Below are 17,488 nucleotides of genomic sequence, written 5' to 3'. Positions count from 1 at the left end.
CCGGCCGCGTTGTCGGTCGCGCCGGACTCCGGGCGTTCGATGCCCGGAGCCCGTCCGCGAGGCCTGCGCCGCACGGCAACGGTGAATGAGAACGGGGAGGCGTGAGCCTCCCCGGTCGTTTCTGGAAAACGCATGAGAATTCTGATCGTAGGCCCCTCCTGGGTGGGCGACATGGTGATGGCGCAGACGCTGTTCCACTGCCTGAAGCAGCGCCATCCCGACTGTGTGATCGACGTGCTGGCGCCCGACTGGAGCCGGCCGATCCTCGAGCGCATGCCCGAAGTGCGCCAGGCCCTGAGCTTCCCGCTTGGCCACGGCGTGCTGGATATCGCCGCGCGCCGGCGCATCGGCAAATCCCTCAAGGGGCAATACGACCAGGCCATCCTGCTGCCGAATTCGCTCAAGTCCGCGTTGGTGCCGTACTTCGCCGGCATTCCCAGGCGCACCGGCTGGAAGGGCGAGATGCGCTACGGCCTGCTCAACGACATCCGCGCGCTGGATAAAGAGCGCTACCCGCTGATGATCGAACGCTTCATGGCGCTGGCCTACGAGCCGGGCGCCGAGCTGCCGCAGCCCTATCCGCAGCCGCGGCTGTCCATCGAGGCGCAGAGCCGCGAGGCCGCCCTGGCCAGGTTCGGCCTGAGCCTGGACCGCCCGGTGCTGGCGCTGTGCCCCGGCGCCGAGTTCGGCGAGGCCAAGCGCTGGCCGGCGGAGTATTACGCCCAGGTCGCCGAGGCGAAGATCCGCGCCGGCTGGCAGGTGTGGATCTTCGGCTCGAAGAACGACCATCCCGGCGGCGAGGACATCCGTTCGCGGCTGATCCCCGGCCTGCGCGAGGAGTCGGTGAACCTGGCAGGCGAGACCGCCCTGGCCGAGGCCATCGACCTGATGTCCTGCGCCGGTGCCGTGGTCACCAACGACTCCGGCCTGATGCACGTGGCCGCCGCGCTGAACCGCCCGCTGGTGGCGGTCTACGGTTCCACCTCGCCGCAGTTCACCCCGCCGCTGGCCGAGCATGTGGAAATCGTCCGCCTCGGCCTCGACTGCAGCCCCTGCTTCGACCGCGTGTGCCGCTTCGGCCACTACAACTGCCTGCGCGAACTCAAGCCGCGTCCGGTGCTCGAAGCCCTGGACCGACTGGTCGCCGACCCGGTGGATGTGGAAAGCGCTGAATGAGGGTTCTGCTGATCAAGACCTCGTCCCTGGGCGATGTCATCCACACCCTGCCGGCATTGACCGACGCCGCCCGCGCCATTCCCGGCATCCAGTTCGACTGGGTGGTCGAGGAAGGTTTCGCCGAGATTCCCGCCTGGCATCCGGCGGTGGCCCAGGTGATCCCGGTGGCGATCCGCCGCTGGCGCAAGAACCTCTGGCAGACGCTCAGGAGCGGCGAATGGAGCCGCTTCAAGCGGCGCCTGAAGGAGGTCGATTACGACCTGGTGATCGACGCCCAGGGCCTGCTCAAGAGCGCCTGGCTGACCCGCTACGTGCGCCGCCGCACGCCGGTCGTGGGGCTGGACCGCGAGTCCGCCCGCGAGCCGGCCGCCAGCCGCTTCTACACGCGCACCTACCCGGTCGCCTGGGGCCAGCACGCCGTCGAGCGCGTGCGCCAGCTGTTCGCCCAGGCGCTGGACTACCCGCTGCCGGCCGGCACCGGCGACTATGGCCTGGACCGCAGCCGCCTGCTGGACTCGGTGGAAGGCGAGCCCTACCTGGTGTTCCTGCACGGCACCACCTGGGTCACCAAGCACTGGCCCGAGGCCTACTGGCGCGAGCTGGCGCAGCGCATGGGCGAGCGCGGCTGGTCGGTGCGCCTGCCCTGGGGCAACGATGCCGAGCGGCAGCGCGCCGAGCGGCTGGCCCAGGGCTTGGAAAACGCCTCGGTGCTCCCCAAGTTAAGCCTCGCCGGCATGGCCAAGGTACTGGCCGGCGCTTCCGCCTGCGTGGCGGTCGACACCGGGCTCGGACACCTGGCGGCCGCCCTGGACGTGCCGACCCTCTCGCTGTTCGGCCCGACCAACCCGGGATTGACCGGCGCCTACGGGCGCTCGCAGGTACACCTGGCCAGCGACTGGCCCTGCGCGCCCTGCCTGCAGAAGACCTGCACCTACCAGCCGACGGCCGAAGACAAGCGCCAGTTCGACCTGCGGCATGAACAGCCCCTGTGCTTCACGCGCCTGAATCCGCAGCGCGTGGCGATCCAGCTGGAGGCGCTGCTGCTGGCCCCGGAGACGCTTCGATGATCCTGGCTTTCGTTCTCTACAAATACTTCCCGTTCGGCGGGCTGCAGCGCGACTTCATGCGCATCGCCCTGGAGTGCCAGCGGCGCGGCCATGCCATCCGCGTCTACACGCCGATCTGGGAAGGCGAGGTGCCGCCCGGCTTCGACGTACGGGTGGCGCCGGTGAAGGCGCTGTTCAACCACCGGCGCAACGAGAAATTCAGCGCCTGGCTGGCCGCCGACCTCGCGCGCTCGCCGGTGGACCGGGTGATCGGCTTCAACAAGATGCCGGGCCTGGACCTCTACTACGCCGCCGACGGCTGCTTCGAGGACAAGGCGCAGACCCTGCGCAACCCGATCTACCGCCGCTGGGGCCGCTACAGGCACTTCGCCGACTACGAGCGCGCGGTGTTCGCGCCCGAGTCCAGGACCGAGATCCTGATGATCTCCGAGGTGCAGCAGCCGCTGTTCATCAAGCATTACCGCACCCCCGAGGCGCGCTTCCACCTGCTGCCGCCGGGTATCGCCCAGGATCGCCGCGCGCCGGCCAACGCCGCCGAAATCCGCGCCGAGTTCCGCCGCGAGTTCAAGCTGGCGGATGACGACCTGCTGCTGGCGCAGATCGGTTCCGGCTTCAAGACCAAGGGCCTGGACCGCAGCCTCAAGGCGCTGGCCGCGCTGCCGCGCGCGCTGCGCAAGCGCACCCGGCTGATCGCCATCGGCCAGGACGACCCCAAGCCGTTCCTGCTGCAAGTGAAGGCGCTGGGCCTGTCGGACAACGTGCAGATCCTCAAGGGGCGCAGCGACATCCCGCGCTTCCTGCTCGGCGCCGACCTGCTGATCCATCCGGCCTACAACGAAAACACCGGCACCGTGCTGCTGGAGGCGGTGGTGGCGGGGCTGCCGGTGCTGGTCACCGACGTCTGCGGCTACGCCCATTACATCGACGAGGCCCGCGCCGGTCGCGTGGTGCCGTCGCCCTTCGAGCAGGAGCGCTTCAACGCCCTGCTCAAGGACATGCTGGAGGATGACGCGGCGCGCGCCGAGTGGTCGCGCAACGGCCTGGCCTTCGCCGACAGCGCCGACCTCTACAGCATGCCGCAGCACGCCGCCGACCTGATCCTGCAGGAGCGCCCATGAACGTTCGTGCTCTCGTAGGAGCGAGCTTGCTCGCGAACAGCCGAACGCTCCGTGCCAACCCGTTCGCGAGCAAGCTCGCTCCTACAAGCGAGGGCTCGCTGTGAAGTTGGAATTGAAAGAGCCGTTCAAGCGCCTCTGGGCCGGCAAGGACCCCTTCGCCGAAGTCGAGCGCCTGCAGGGCAAGGTCTACCGTGAACTGGAAGGCCGCCGCACCCTGCGCACCGAAGTCGACGGGCGCGGCTACTTCGTGAAGATCCACCGCGGCATCGGCTGGGGCGAGATCGTCAAGAACCTGTTCAGCGCCAAGCTCCCGGTGCTCGGCGCGGGCCAGGAGCAGCGCGCCCTGGAGCGCCTGCACCAGGCCGGCGTGGCGACCATGACCGCGGTGGCCTATGGCGAGCGCGGCGGCAATCCGGCCGCGCAGCACTCCTTCATCATCACCGAGGAGCTGGCGCCGACCACCGACCTCGAAGTCTTTTCCCTCGACTGGCTGAAAACGCCGCCCGAGCCGCGTCTCAAGCGCGCGCTGATCGCCGAGGTGGCGAAGATGGTCGGCACCATGCACCGCGCCGGGGTGAACCACCGCGACTGCTACATCTGCCATTTCCTGCTGCACACCGACCGCCCGATCGGCGCCGACGACCTGCGCCTGTCGGTGATCGACCTGCACCGCGCCCAGACCCGCGCCGCCACGCCGCGCCGCTGGCGCGACAAGGACCTGGCGGCGCTGTATTTCTCCGCGCTGGACATCGGCCTGACCCGCCGCGACAAGCTGCGCTTCCTGCGCGGTTACTTCCAGCGCCCGCTGCGCGACATCCTCCGCGAGGAAGCCGCGCTGCTGGCCTGGATGGAACGCAAGGCGGCCAAGCTCTACGACCGCAAGCAACGCTACGGAGACCTGCTCTGATGGCCGGCTGGGTACTCGAAGCCGACTACCAGCATCTCGCCGCCGATTTCGGCAGCCTGGATGCCGTGTTCGCCCTCGAAGGCGAGCGCATCACCAAGGATGCGATGTCCGATGTCGTGCGCGTGGAGCGCGACGGCGTGCGCTATTACGTCAAGCGCTACCGCAAGCCGGGCAAGGGACTGCGCCGCTACCTGCCGCGCCCGCGGGTCAAGGCCGAGTGGCAGAACCTCAAGCAGTTCGCCAAGTGGGGCATTCCCACCGCGCAGGTGGTGGCCCAGGGCCTGGAGCGGGTCGACGGCGCCTTCGCCCGCGGCGCGATCATCACCCGCGAGCTGGTCGGCACCGAGGACCTCCACGCCCTGGCCAAGCGCAACGACCCGCGCCTGCGGGACCGCGCCTGGGTCGAGCACGTCAGCCGGCAGCTGGCGGCCTACACGCGGATCATGCACGACCACCACTTCACCCATAACGACCTGAAGTGGCGCAACATCCTGGTGGACGAGGCCGGCACGGTGTTTTTCATCGACTGCCCGATCGGCGGCTACTGGATCGGCTTCATGCTCCGCTACCGCATCACCAAGGATCTGGCGACCCTCGACAAGGTCGCCAAGTATCACCTGTCGTACACCCAGCGCCTGCAGTTCTACCTGCTGTACCGGCGCCGCGAGCGACTCAACGCCTCGGACAAGAAGCGCGTGCGGCGCATCGTCCATTTCTTCGAGGGACGCGAGTGAAGGATTTCATTGCCAGCGACGACCAGGCGCTGCTCGAACGCAATGCCCTGGCCGATTTCGATGCCCTGTGGAACCTGCAGCTGGACGCCGTGGACGAGCCCAACACCGAGCGCGGTGGCTGGAGCAGCGTCTACCGCCTGGAGCTGGACGGCACCGCCTACTACCTCAAGCGCCAGAGCAACCACCTGACCCGCAGCCTGAGGCGGCCGCTGGGCGAACCGACCTTCAGCCGTGAGTTCCGCAACATCCAGCGCTACCACCAGCTCGGCATCCCGTCGATGCAGGCGGCCTTCTTCGGCGCGCGGCAGGTCGGCGGCGAGCGCCGGGCGATCCTGATGACCCGCGCGCTGGAAGGCTGGCGCGACCTGGACAGCTACCTGCAGAACTGGTCGAACCTCGCGCCGGAGCGGCGCCTGGCGATCCTGCGCGCCTGCGGTATGCTCGCCCGCCGCCTGCACGAGGCCGGGCAGATGCACGGCTGCTTCTACCCCAAGCACATCTTCCTGCGCGAGACCGACGAGGCCTTCGAGGCGACCCTGATCGACTTGGAGAAGACCCGTCCGCTGTGGCTCGGCCAGCACGACCGCGTGCGCGACCTCGAACCGCTGCTGCGCCGCGCGCCGGACTGGAACGAGACCGATGTGCGCAACCTGCTGGCGGCCTATCTGGGCACCTCGGCCAGCGGCCGGGAAGTCGATGACTGGTACCGCCGCCTCGGCGCGCGGCGCAAGAAGAAGGAAGGCCGCGCATGAGGTTGTCCGCCCTGCGCGACGCCGGTCGCACGCCCGCGCTGCCGCTGCGTGTCGAGCTGGAAGACGGCGCCGGCCCGGCCGAACTGCGCCTGGACAGCCTGCTGCGCGTGCTGCCCGGGCAGCGCTACGTCGGTGCGGCCAACTGGCGCGGCCGCCCGGTGCTGGCCAAGCTGCTGGTCGGCGGCAAGGCGGCGCGGCATTTCCAGCGCGAGCGCGAAGGCGTGCGCCTGCTCGCCGGGCAGGGCCTGACCACGCCGGCGCTGCTGGCCGACGGCCTGCAGGATGGCGAGGGCGGCTGGTTGCTCTTCGAGTTCCTCGACGGCGCGCAGAGCCTGTGGGACGCCTGGCGCGCCGTGGAAGGCGAGCCGCCGCTGTCCGATGGACAAACCGCGGTCATCGCCGAAGCGCTGACCGCCATCGCCCAGCTGCACGCCAAGGGCCTGTGGCAGGAAGACCTGCACCTGGACAACCTGTTGCGCCACGCCGGCCAGCTGTACCTGATCGACGGCGCCGGCATCCGCGCGGAAACCCCGGGGCAGCCGTTGTCGCGCAAGCATGTGCTGGAAAACCTCGGCGTGTTCTTCGCCCAGTTGCCGGCCAGTCTCGATCCCCATCTGGAAGAACTGCTGATCCACTATCTGCTGGCCAACGGTGAGCACGCGCTGCCGCTGGAAGCCCTGCAGAAGGAAATCGCCAGGGTTCGACGCTGGCGCGTCGGCGACCTGATGAAGAAGATCGCCCGCGACTGCAGCCTGTTCAGCGTGTTCAAGGGACCGTTCGGCCTGCGTGCGGTGCGCCGCGAACAGGAGGAGGGGCTGCAGCCGCTGCTGGCCGACCCGGATGCCTTCATCGCCAGGGGGCACATCTACAAGACCGGTGGCGCCGCCACCGTCGCCCGTGTCGAGCTGGATGGCCGGCCGCTGGTGGTCAAGCGCTACAACATCAAGAACCTGCTGCACTGGTTCAAGCGCTTCTGGCGCCCCAGCCGCGCCTGGGCGTCCTGGCGCGAGGGCAACCGCCTGGACTTCCTCGGCATCGCCACGCCGCGCCCGCTGGCGGTCATCGAGCGCCGCTGGCTGTGGCTGCGCGGCCCGGCCTTCCTGATTACCGATTACCTGGCGGGTCAGGATATAATCGCCCGTTTCAAACCCTACCTGGACCAACCGGAGGGGGGCGGCCTGCCGCCGGAAACAGACCTTGCAGCCCTGGACAGACTGTTCGCGGCGCTGGTGCGCGAACGCATCAGCCACGGCGACCTGAAGGGGCACAACCTGTTCTGGCAGGAGCAGGGCGAAGGCGGGCAATGGTCCTTGATCGACCTCGACGCCATGCAGCGCCACTCGCGAGAGGCGAGCTTCGCCCGCGCCTACGCCCGCGACCGTGCGCGCTTCCTGCGCAACTGGCCAGAGGGCAGCGCATTGCACCAGCTGCTCGACGAACGTTTACCGCGGGTGCCCGGCACCCGCCCAGATGAAAGAGGCTAGACCCTGTGGCATTGACCATCCTCGGCCTGTCCGGCGCCGTAAGCCATGACCCTTCCGCCGCCCTGTACATCGACGGCAAGCTGGTCGCGGCTGTCGAAGAAGAGCGCTTCGTCCGCGACAAGCACGCGAAGAACCGCATGCCCTACGAGTCGGCCAAGTTCTGCCTGGAGCAGGCCGGGATCAAGCCGTCGGACGTTGACGTGGTGGCCATTCCCTTCGCCCCCATCAGCATCTTCGACAAGGCCCGCTGGCACTACGCCAAGCGCTACGCCTACGCGCCGGACCGCGCGCTGGACGCCATCCTGCTCGGCAACCGCCGCTATCACCGCTACTACAAGCGCATCCAGTGGTGCCTGCAGCAGCTGGGCTTCGACCTGAAAAAGGTCAAGATCCAGCCGGTCGAGCACCACCTGGCCCACGCCTCCAGCGCCTACCACTGCTCCGGCTTCAAGGAGAAGACCGCGATCCTCGGGATCGACGGCAAGGGCGAGTACGCCACCACCTTCTTCGGCTATGGCGAGAACGGCAAGATCCACAAGATCAAGGAGTTCTACGATCCGGACTCCCTGGGTGGCCTGTACGGCGCGATCACCGAATACCTCGGTTTCGACATGCTCGACGGCGAGTTCAAGGTCATGGGCATGGCGCCCTACGGCGATGCCAGCAAGTACGATTTCTCCCGCCTCGCCAAGTTCGAGAACGGCGAGCTGATCATCAACACCGACTACGCCAACGTCATCGGCTTCCGCCGCTACAAGGAAAAGGGCAAGGGCTACTACTTCTCGCCCAAGCTGATCGAGTGGCTGGGGCCGAAGCGTGAAGGCGACATCGCCGACGATCCCTACATCCACTACGCCGCCAGCATCCAGGCGCTGTTCGAGAAGCTGGCGCTGGAGATGATGGACTACTACCTGGGCGACATCATCCGCGAAACCGGCAAGATCGCCTTCGCCGGTGGCTGCGCGCTGAACGTCAAGCTCAACCAGAAGATCATCGCCCGTCCCGAGGTCAAGGAGCTGTACGTGCAGCCCGCCTCCAGCGATGCCGGCACCGCGGTCGGCGCCGCCGCCTACGTGTCCTGGGAGCGTGGCGTGCCGGTCGAGAAGATGGAGCACGTCTACCTCGGCCCGGAATACAGCAACGAAGACGTCATCGCCGCCTGCGCCCGCCACGAGGCCAAGCCGGTCTGGCGCAAGATCGACAACGTGCCCGAGCTGATCGCCAAGGTGCTGGTCGACGGCAACCCGGTGGCCTGGTTCCAGGGCCGCATGGAGTTCGGCCCGCGCGCCCTCGGCGGCCGCTCGATCATCGGCTGCCCGAGCGTGGCCGGCGTGGCCGACCGCATCAACGCGCAGATCAAGTTCCGCGAGCGCTGGCGGCCCTTCTGCCCGTCGATGCTCGATACCGTCGGCCCGCAGATGTTCAAGATCGACCACCCGGCGCCCTTCATGACCTTCACCTTCGAAGTCAACGAAGAGTGGAAGACCCGCGTGCCGGAAGTCGTCCACGAGGACGGCACCTCCCGCGCCCAGGTGCTCAAGCGCGAGTTCAACCCGCGCTACTACGACATGATGAAGGAGCTGGAGAAGCTCACCGGCAACGGCGTGGCGCTCAACACCTCGCTGAACCGCCGCGGCGAACCGATGATCTGCTCGCCGACCGACGCGCTGAACATGTTCTACGGGTCGGACCTGCAATACCTGATCATGCAGGACATCCTGGTGGTCAAGGATGGCGCGGAGTCCTATGACTCGCTCGGCTGAACCGCGCGTCCTGCAATTCTGCCACGGCTATGACGGGCCCTTCCTGGATTGCGCCCGTCAGTACGCCAGCCTGTTCGCCGGCACCGGCTACCGGGTCACCACGGTGTTCCTCACCGGCGCGCCCGATCCGGAAGTGGCTGCCGGCTGCGCCAGCGACGAGGTGCTGTTCCTCGACTACAGCTCGCGGGACATCCGTGGGCTGAAGCTCAAGGCGATCCGCGATCTGCGCGAGATCGCCCGTTCCCGTGACTTCCGCTTCTGCATCGCGCACCGCTTCAAGCCGACCTGGATCGCCATGCTCGGCACCAGGCTGCCGATCATTGGCGTGCACCACGGCTTCGGCGACTTTCAGCGCCTGGGGCGCAAGCTGTTCGCCCGCTTCTTCGCCGAGCGCCTGAGCCTGCTCGGGGTTTCCAACGCCGTGCGCGACGAGATCCGCGCGTGCCTGCCGGCCTGGCCGCAGGAGCGCATCGAGACCCTGTACAACCGCGTCGACGTCGACGCCTTGCAGGCCGCTCAGATCGACCGCTATCCGGCGCGCCAGCACCTGGGGCTGGCGGACAACGCCTGGGTGGTCGGCAACGTCGGCCGTCTGCATCCGGACAAGGACCAGGCGACCCTGCTGCGTGGTTTCGCCCAGGCTCTGCCGCGGCTGCCGAACAACAGCCTGCTGGCGATCCTCGGCAAGGGCCGTCTGGAAGACGACCTCAAGGACCTGGCCCGCGAACTGGGCATCGCCGAGCGCGTGCTGTTCCTTGGCCAGGTGCCTGATGCCAAGCGCTATTTCAAGGCCTTCGACGTATTCGCCCTGAGCTCCGACCACGAGCCGTTCGGCATGGTCCTGCTGGAGGCGATGGCTGCCGGTGTACCGGTGATCTCCACCTCTGGTGGCGGCGCCGGCGAAGTGGTCGAAGGCGTCGGCATCCTGTTCCCGCTGCGTGATGAAAACGCCCTGGCCGAAGGGCTCGGGCACATGGCGGCGCTCGACCGTGGCCAGCGCGAAGCCTGCGCGCAACAGATGGACCAGCGCTTGCACACGCGCTTCTCCGACGCTGCCGTGCGCCGCGAGTTCTGGAGCTTGCCGTTGGTAAAAGCGCTTGCTGCCGGAGCCCACTAGCGGCCCCTCCGATCCCCACTTTTCTTGGCCTGGACGCCGGTGCGACCCTTGGCGATTCATTGATGAGCGCGCGATTGCATATGTTGGAACTGGAGCTGGAAAGTGGTCGGCGTTGGCTGAGCGACGGGGATGTTCGGATTCCCATCGCTGAGTTCGGAAATTGTCGCGGGCGCCACCAGGGCAGTGTGTTCCTGTTAGCCTCCGGGCCGTCCGCCGGCGAGTTTCCGCTTTCCCGCTACGCGGACTGGCCAGTCATTGCCATGAACGGTTCCATCGTCCGTTGCGTCGATCAGCACATCAGTCCGTTCTTTTATATCTGCGATGATCCCGGCTTCGTGCGCGATCGTCCGGATCTGGCCTGTCTGGGGGCGCGCAGCGCTGTCCATCTGGCCATGAGCCTGGACTGCCTGCAGGCGTTGCATCGGCATGACCCTGCATTGTTGCCGCAGAGAGCCAGTGTCATGTTGCTGGAACGGGTCAATCGCATGCATGGCCTGGCTGTGCGTTCGGATCGCTCTTATGCATGGTCCATCCGCAATGATCCCGATCTGATCTGCGGGTTCTCCCTGTTGCGCAGAAAGACCAATCGCATAGGCTTCAGCCGCGACATGAGCAAAGGTTATTTTGGCGCCCGTACCATTCCTTATGCCGCAGCGCAGTTGGCGTGCCACCTGGGCTTCAGCCAGGTTTTCATTGTCGGAATGGACCTGAACAAGAGCATCGGCCGCTTCTACGAAACCGGCTCGGCGGCCTTGCCCAGCAGCCTCGACGAGGATTTCGACGACTATATCCTGCCCAGTTTCCGGATCGTGGCCGAGAAGGTCATGCCCCGGTATCCCCTGAAACTCTTCAATCTGTCGCGGGACAGCCGGTTGCCGGCCAGCGTCGTGCCGAAAGTCGAACCGACCGATCTGGATGCATTGCTCGAAGGTGAGATGGTGGCGAAGGGCGGCAAGCGTTTTCGAGTGAGGTCGTGATGGATCTGCAGCAACTGATCGAGTGCTGGAAATGCGAAGTCTCGAACAAGAAGAAGCCCGGCAGCCGCATCGGACTGTTGAGCAACATTCTCAAGCGAGCCTACAAACATAATGTGCTGCGCTATCTGTTGCAGTTTCGCCTGGCTCAGTTCCTGTATGCCAAGGGTGGGGTGCGGCGTCGTTATGCGCTGCGCATGCAGCGCAGGTTGAACCGGCGCTATGCCGTGGATATCAGCGTTGCCGCGCAGATCGGTCCGGGCTTCCGTATCGCGCACCTGCCGGGGGTCGTCATTACCGGCTATGCGCGGATTGGCAGGAATTTCTTCATCCGGCAGAACTCGACCGTGGGGATCAAGACGTTGGGGCTTTCCCGCTACTCCCTGGTGATTGGCGACAACGTCAGCCTTGGCGCGCACAGTTGCATCATCGCCGATGAACTCAAGATTGGAAGCGGTGTCACCATTGGGGCGATGTCATTCGTCAACAAGGACCTTCCCGCGGGTTGCACCTACTACAACGTTCGCCAGAGTCATATCGTTCCCCCCACGTCCTGAAACGGCGATCGCCTTGACCGACTTATTCGGCGTCCCCTACTCTTCGCGCGCATTGCCTTTATCGGTGGCCTGCTTCGCGGGAGGCTTGGTAAGGCGCATGGAAGCAGAGCGGCAGCCAGATCCGGCCCGGGATGTAAGCTAATTCGATTGCCCGCAGTCCGGGATGCAAAGGTGAGTCTTGAAAGTTCTGTTCCTGGTCCAGAAAGAACAACGCGCCATCCTCGATCGCCTGTATGACGGCATCGCCGAGCATTGCGAGTGCGACCTGCGCTGGTTGAGCAGCGACGAGCAGGCCAACCTGCGCCGTTATTTCCGCGAGCAGGTGGATGTCTCAAAGTACGACCGCATCCTGTTCTTCCTGCGTTTCAAGAAGGAAATGCGCCAGGCCGCCTTCATCCGCAGCGTGCCCAATCTGGTCATCCTCGAACACGATGCGTACCAGAACTACATCCCCTGCAAGTACACCGGGAAGTTCAGCGCGCACTACCGCCGCCTGCCCTGGGCGCGGGTGATCAGCTCGGGCTACATGGTCAGCGAGCGGTTGCGCCAGGAAGGCTTCGACGCGGTCTTCGTGCCCAAGGGCTACGACCAGGACCTGCTCCATGACCTGGGCCGGGAGCGCGACATCGAGCTGGCTTTCGTCGGCAGCACCGGCAGCGTCGCCTACAGCGGGCGCAAGGCGCTGCTGGAGGAGCTGGGCAGGGTGGAAAACCTGCTGGTCACCAAGACCAATTCGGGTGAGGACTACCTGAACACCCTCAACCGTATCCGCTTCTTCGTCAGCGCGGATGTCGGCATGGGTGAGTACATGATCAAGAATTTCGAGGCCATGGCCTGCGGCTGCGTTCTGCTGGCATACGACCAGGGCGAGGCGGAGAACCGCGCGCTCGGTCTGCAGGACATGCACAACGTGGTGTTGTATCGCGACGTGCCCCAGTTGCGCAGCAAACTGCAGCAACTTCGGGCAGATCCGCAACTGGTGGCGCGGATCGCCGAAGCTGGGCGGGCGCTGGCGCAGGAGGGCTTCGGGTTCGGGCAGATCGGTGCGCGGATCGTCCAGGCCATGACGCCCCCTCTGCGCGAGCGGTCGCAGGCAGGCATGCTGGAACGTCTGCGCATGGCGCTGAGAGTCTGACTCGTGCCGAATCCAATGGCAGTTGCCGAGAGCACTGCGGAATACCCGCTGATCTCCGTACTAGTGCCTTGCTACAACCGCGAGTGCTACATCGAAGAGACGCTGCTGAGCATTCTCGAGCAGGACTATCCGAACTTCGAACTGATCGTGGTGGATGACGGTTCGCAGGATGCCAGCGCCGAAAGGATCCAGGCGCTGCAGCAACTCCATGGATTCCGGTTCTATCGCCAGAACAACCAGGGTGTCAGTGCCGCGCTCAATACCGCCTTGAGCCATGCCCGTGGCGAGCTGGTGGCGACACCGGACTCCGACGACATCATGATGCCGGGGCGCCTGCGCCTTCAGGCACGCTATATGAAGGAACATCCCGAGGTCGGCTGCCTCGGTGGGCGCGTCGTCTACATCGATGCCGACGGCAAGCGCCTGAAGGGCGAGCCGCGCGAGGGTGTGCGCCGCTACAGCTTCGACGACCTGCTGGGGCAGGCCATCGCCATCGGTGCAACCGTGGCCATGTACCGCCGTGAGGCCATCGACCGGGTCGGCGGCTACGATCCGGAGATTCGCATCCAGGATTTCCAGATGACCCTGAAGATCGCGTATCTGGGCTATCGGGTCGAAGTGCTGCCGGATGTGGTCAGCGGGTACCGCCGTCATGAAGGCAACCTGTCGAAGACGGCCTACAAGCGCCAGCTCGATTACGATCGCATGGCGGTCGCCCCTTACCGCGATCATCCGGCCTATGCCGCCGGCATGACCTGCATCGTCAACAAGGCGCTCAAGCAGTCCGTAGTCAGTGAAAAGGGCTATGCCTGGTCGCTTCTGCTCCAATTGCCGCCTTGGCGCTGGAATCGCGTCACTTTGCGGCGGATTCGCCATTTGCTGTTCAAGTTCGGGTAAGGGAAAAGTTTGTCGATGAAGGATGTGATAGCGCACGCCTGGGGGGCCTGGTGCCCGCACCTGACGCCGACCGGGTCGGGCCAGCGGCGAGGGAGCAGGATCGCCGAGGCGATGCTCGGTATCGGCGTGCTGTGGAGCATCGGTGGCGTGATGCTGACGCCGACTATGAAGTTCTACTCCCAGATGATCGTGTTGTTCGTCTACCTGCCGTCGCTGTGGCTGTGCATTGTTCGTCGACAGGAGCTCGGACACTTGCTCCGGGCCCACAGGGAAATGTGGGTGCTGCTGGCGCTGTTCGGCTGGGCGGTCCTGTCGCTGCTCTGGTCCAAGGGGGGGGGTGACCCGCTGGGCGAGCTCAAGGGTGTGTCGCTGTTCATGCTGCTGATCCTGGGCTGGGTGCTCTGGGGGCGTGCGGACGAGCGTCGACTGCGCCTGGCCATGCTCTCGCTGGCGCTGGTGATCGGCATCTACAGCATGGCTGCCCTGATTCTGCAACCGCACTACCGTGATGGACGCATGAGCGGGTTTGGCGGCTTCCTTGACAACTCCAATGCGGCAGCCTATTCGATCGCCTTTGTCACTGTGATGTGCGTACCGCTGCTGCCACGCCGGGGCTGGCAGCAATTGCCCTGGGTGATCCTGCTGGCCGCCTCGCTGGCTTATGTGGTGTTGTGCGGCAGCCGGGGGGCGCTGTTGGCCCTGATGGTCACGGCGATCTTCAGCCTGAGCCTGGTGCCGGGCCGGATTGCCAAGCTGCTGCCACTGCTGTTGCTGCTGGGTGGAGCGATTCTGTTCGTCGTCGAGCCGGGCCTGATGGCGCGGGGGGACTCTCAGCGTTTCGAACTGCTGCGCAATGCCTGGGCACAGATCCAGCAGCACTCCTGGTTGGGGGTGGGACTTGGCGCCGATTATTCGGTATCCAGTGGCAGTAGCACCTTCCGCAATGGGGCGCACAATTTCCTGGCGCACACCGCTCTCCAGTACGGCGTGCCGGCGCTGCTGGTGTTCCTGCTGCTGTGGGGAATGATCGGCCTCCACGCCTGGCGTTGCCGAACCCGCGCGCTGGGCCTGTCGGTGATGCTGCTCTGGGTGTTTTCCAGCGTGGCCATGCAGTTCGACGTCTTCAGCCTGTGGGAGCGCACGCGCGCCATGTGGCTGATGCCCTGGGTGGTGATTCTGCTGGGGCTGTGTCTGGAGCGGTGGCCGCAGGTACGGCCGGCGATCATGGAGCCGAGCTGAGGATCTGCTTGAGCTCCGGCAGGCTCCAGCGCACCTGGCTGTGCGCGAGATAAGCCTTCGACAGGCTGTCGGTGTTGCCCGCCAGCAGCCACTGGCGGTCGTTGGCATAGCGCAGCATGTGGGCGAAGTTGCGCTTGCGCTGCAGGCGCGACAGCGCCCGGCGTTGCTTCTTCATGTCGGCGAGGTCGATCAGGCCCAGCCTGCCTTCGGGCGTCTTTACCACGTTGCCCAGGTGCAGTGAACGGAAGTACACGCCCTGGTCGTGCAGTTCGGCGATCAGCGTGCCCAGCTGTGCCGCCAGTTGCATGTCACCCTCGCCGGCGGCGATGACCTGGCGCAGCGTGTCGCCCGGCAGCGGCCGGTAGTGCACCGCGTCGCGGGCGATATCGGCAATGCGGTAGACCGCGATGATCTCGGGGCAGGGCACCGCCAGGCGCTGCAGCGTCTGGGTGTTATCGGCGAAGCGCTGCGCGTAGGGATAGAACGCCGCCGAGGAAATCAGCCGCTTGCGCCGGAACAGTTTCAGGAAGTTGCCGTCCGCCAGGCGCAGGACCTTGTCGCCATGCTTGTCGGCTTCCAGCACCAGGGCTCCGGCGCGTAGCGATTCGTAGGCGGAGAGGGCGAGGTCTTGCATGACGGCTTCCTGATCGAGAGCCGGCTATAGTAGCCCAGCCGCCGGGCAAACGAGAACGCTGTGTTATAATCGCCGACCTTTTAAGCGTGCGATTCCTACATGGCCGGTAAAGAACTCCAGGCGCCTTCCAGCGTGAAGATCTACTTCCGACTGCTCTCCTACGTGCGGCCGTACGTCGGGATGTTCCTGCTCAGCATCGTCGGTTTCCTGATCTTCGCCGCCACCCAGCCGATGCTGGCGGGCATCCTCAAGTATTTCGTCGACGGCCTGGCCCATCCGGACGCCAAGCTGTTCCCCGAAGCGCCCTGGGACTGGCTGCGCAACCTGTCTCTGGTGTTCGCCGTGCCGCTGCTGGTGGTGCTGATCGCGGTCTGGCAGGGCATCGGCTCCTTCCTCGGCAACTACTTCCTGGCCAAGGTCTCCCTGGGCCTGGTGCATGACCTGCGCATCGCGCTGTTCAACAACCTGCTGACCCTGCCCAACCGCTACTTCGACAGCCACAACTCCGGGCACCTGATCTCGCGCATCACCTTCAACGTGACCATGGTCACCGGCGCCGCCACCGATGCGATCAAGGTGGTGATCCGCGAAGGCATGACCGTGGTCTTCCTGTTCCTCGCGCTGGTCTACATGAACTGGAAGCTGACCCTGGTGATGCTGGCCATCCTGCCGGTCATCGCGCTGATGGTGACCAGCGCCAGCCGCAAGTTCCGCAAGCAGAGCAAGAAGATCCAGGTGGCCATGGGCGACGTGACCCACGTTTCCTCCGAGACCATCCAGGGCTACCGCGTGGTCCGCAGCTTCGGCGGCGAACCCTACGAGCGCGAGCGCTTCCTGCACGTCAGCACCGAGAACACCGCCAAGAACCTGCGCATGAACAAGACCTCGGCGGTCTACACCCCGATGCTGCAACTGGTGATCTACAGCGCCATGGCGGTGCTGCTGTACCTGGTGCTGCTGCTGCGCGGCGACGCCAGCGTCGGCGACCTGGTGGCCTACATCTCCATGGCCGGCCTGCTGCCCAAGCCGATCCGCCAGCTCTCCGAGGTCAGCTCCACCATCCAGCGGGGCGTGGCCGGCGCCGAAAGCATCTTCGAGCAGCTCGACGAGAAGCCCGAAGTGGACAACGGCACCGTCGAGCGCGAGCGGGTGAACGGCCGCCTGGAAGTGAAGAACCTCAACTTCACCTACCCGGGCACCGACAAGCAGGTGCTCAAGGACCTGAACTTCACCGTCGAGTCGGGCCAGATGGTGGCGCTGGTCGGCCGCTCCGGCAGCGGCAAGTCGACCCTGGCCAACCTGATCCCGCGCTTCTACGACCACAGCGACGGGCAGATCCTGCTCGACGGCGTGGACGTCGAGGACTACACGCTGAGCAACCTGCGCCGGCACATCGCGCTGGTGACCCAGCAGGTCAACCTGTTCAACGACAGCGTGCTGAACAACATCGCCTACGGCGACCTCGCCAGCAAACCGCGCAGCGCGGTGGAGAAGGCTGCCGAGGACGCCTTCGCCCGCGAGTTCATCGACCGCCTGCCCAAGGGCTTCGACACCGAGGTCGGCGAGAACGGCGTGATGCTCTCCGGCGGCCAGCGCCAGCGCCTGGCGATCGCCCGCGCGCTGCTCAAGGATGCCCCGGTGCTGATCCTCGACGAAGCCACCTCGGCGCTGGACACCGAGTCCGAGCGGCACATCCAGGCCGCCCTGGAGAAGGTGATGGAGGGCCGCACCACCCTGGTGATCGCCCACCGCCTGAGCACCATCGAGGCCGCCGACCTGATCCTGGTGATGGACCAGGGCCATATCGTCGAGCGCGGCAGCCACGAGCAACTGATCGCGCAGAACGGCTACTACGCCCGCCTGCACGCACGGCAGTTCGCCGACGACCCGGCCGAGGCCGAATCCGGCGCCGAGCAGTCGGTATGACGCCAGCG

16 protein-coding genes are annotated in these 17,488 nt (G+C 66.0%); 15 read left to right on the top strand and 1 reads right to left on the bottom strand.

Features of this window, described 5'->3' with window-relative positions; all coding sequences use genetic code 11:
- Positions 1–132 precede the first annotated feature (132 nt).
- The 14 genes from waaF to AC3B6A_RS24690 all read left to right on the top strand — a co-directional run bounded on the left by waaF (position 133) and on the right by AC3B6A_RS24690 (position 14,920).
- The gene (waaF, locus tag AC3B6A_RS24755) at positions 133–1,176 is read left to right on the top strand and encodes a lipopolysaccharide heptosyltransferase II (protein WP_488399738.1); all 1,044 of its coding nucleotides are present in this window, start codon (positions 133–135) and stop codon (positions 1,174–1,176) included.
- Positions 1,173–2,243, top strand: a complete 1,071-nt coding sequence (waaC, locus tag AC3B6A_RS24750) for a lipopolysaccharide heptosyltransferase I (protein ID WP_488399737.1) — start codon at positions 1,173–1,175, stop codon at positions 2,241–2,243. The genes waaF and waaC overlap by 4 nt, the downstream gene beginning before the upstream one ends.
- Positions 2,240–3,361 carry a glycosyltransferase family 4 protein gene (locus tag AC3B6A_RS24745; protein WP_488399736.1) on the top strand — a complete coding sequence of 374 codons (1,122 nt, stop codon included), beginning with the start codon at positions 2,240–2,242 and terminating at the stop codon, positions 3,359–3,361. The genes waaC and AC3B6A_RS24745 overlap by 4 nt, the downstream gene beginning before the upstream one ends.
- Positions 3,362–3,461: 100 nt before the next feature.
- Positions 3,462–4,268, top strand: a complete 807-nt coding sequence (rfaP, locus tag AC3B6A_RS24740; protein ID WP_488399735.1) for a lipopolysaccharide core heptose(I) kinase RfaP — start codon at positions 3,462–3,464, stop codon at positions 4,266–4,268.
- Positions 4,268–5,002 (top strand): lipopolysaccharide kinase InaA family protein, encoded by a 735-nt coding sequence (locus tag AC3B6A_RS24735; protein WP_488399734.1) that lies wholly within the window; start codon positions 4,268–4,270, stop codon positions 5,000–5,002. Before rfaP ends, AC3B6A_RS24735 begins: the two co-directional genes overlap by 1 nt.
- A complete protein-coding gene (locus AC3B6A_RS24730; protein ID WP_488399733.1) occupies positions 4,999–5,754 on the top strand; it encodes a lipopolysaccharide kinase InaA family protein in 756 nt (251 codons plus the stop codon). Before AC3B6A_RS24735 ends, AC3B6A_RS24730 begins: the two co-directional genes overlap by 4 nt.
- A complete protein-coding gene (locus AC3B6A_RS24725) occupies positions 5,751–7,238 on the top strand; it encodes a lipopolysaccharide kinase InaA family protein (RefSeq protein WP_488399732.1) in 1,488 nt (495 codons plus the stop codon). The genes AC3B6A_RS24730 and AC3B6A_RS24725 overlap by 4 nt, the downstream gene beginning before the upstream one ends.
- A gap of 5 nt (positions 7,239–7,243) precedes the next feature.
- Complete coding sequence (locus AC3B6A_RS24720) at positions 7,244–9,001, top strand: carbamoyltransferase family protein (protein ID WP_488399731.1); 1,758 nt, start codon at positions 7,244–7,246, stop codon at positions 8,999–9,001.
- Positions 8,985–10,118: a glycosyltransferase gene (locus AC3B6A_RS24715; RefSeq protein WP_488399730.1), complete on the top strand. Its 1,134-nt coding sequence runs from the start codon at positions 8,985–8,987 to the stop codon at positions 10,116–10,118. The genes AC3B6A_RS24720 and AC3B6A_RS24715 overlap by 17 nt, the downstream gene beginning before the upstream one ends.
- A gap of 62 nt (positions 10,119–10,180) precedes the next feature.
- Positions 10,181–11,095, top strand: coding sequence for a WaaZ-like lipopolysaccharide core biosynthesis protein (locus AC3B6A_RS24710; RefSeq protein WP_488399729.1), 915 nt, complete (start codon positions 10,181–10,183; stop codon positions 11,093–11,095).
- The gene (locus tag AC3B6A_RS24705) at positions 11,095–11,649 is read left to right on the top strand and encodes a serine acetyltransferase (protein ID WP_488399728.1); all 555 of its coding nucleotides are present in this window, start codon (positions 11,095–11,097) and stop codon (positions 11,647–11,649) included. Before AC3B6A_RS24710 ends, AC3B6A_RS24705 begins: the two co-directional genes overlap by 1 nt.
- A gap of 178 nt (positions 11,650–11,827) precedes the next feature.
- A complete protein-coding gene (locus tag AC3B6A_RS24700; RefSeq protein ID WP_488399727.1) occupies positions 11,828–12,784 on the top strand; it encodes a glycosyltransferase family protein in 957 nt (318 codons plus the stop codon).
- A 15-nt stretch (positions 12,785–12,799) separates the two neighbouring features.
- The gene (locus tag AC3B6A_RS24695; RefSeq protein ID WP_488399726.1) at positions 12,800–13,681 is read left to right on the top strand and encodes a glycosyltransferase family 2 protein; all 882 of its coding nucleotides are present in this window, start codon (positions 12,800–12,802) and stop codon (positions 13,679–13,681) included.
- Positions 13,682–13,696: 15 nt separating this feature from the next.
- Entirely contained in the window at positions 13,697–14,920 is a 1,224-nt protein-coding gene (locus AC3B6A_RS24690) for an O-antigen ligase family protein (protein WP_488399725.1), read from the top strand.
- Here the strand turns inward: AC3B6A_RS24690 and AC3B6A_RS24685 are convergent.
- Complete coding sequence (locus tag AC3B6A_RS24685) at positions 14,904–15,554, bottom strand: lipopolysaccharide kinase InaA family protein (RefSeq protein WP_488399724.1); 651 nt, start codon at positions 15,552–15,554, stop codon at positions 14,904–14,906. The two genes, AC3B6A_RS24690 and AC3B6A_RS24685, sit on opposite strands and share 17 nt — an antisense overlap.
- A gap of 99 nt (positions 15,555–15,653) precedes the next feature.
- Between AC3B6A_RS24685 and msbA the strand changes: the two genes are divergently transcribed.
- Positions 15,654–17,480, top strand: coding sequence for a lipid A export permease/ATP-binding protein MsbA (gene msbA, locus AC3B6A_RS24680; RefSeq protein WP_488399722.1), 1,827 nt, complete (start codon positions 15,654–15,656; stop codon positions 17,478–17,480).
- The last annotated feature ends 8 nt before the right edge of the window (positions 17,481–17,488 follow it).

Source organism: Pseudomonas sp. B12(2026) (assembly GCF_057767015.1).
Note: the sequence above shows the minus strand (reverse complement) of the source record. Positions and strands in the feature narration are given on the sequence as shown.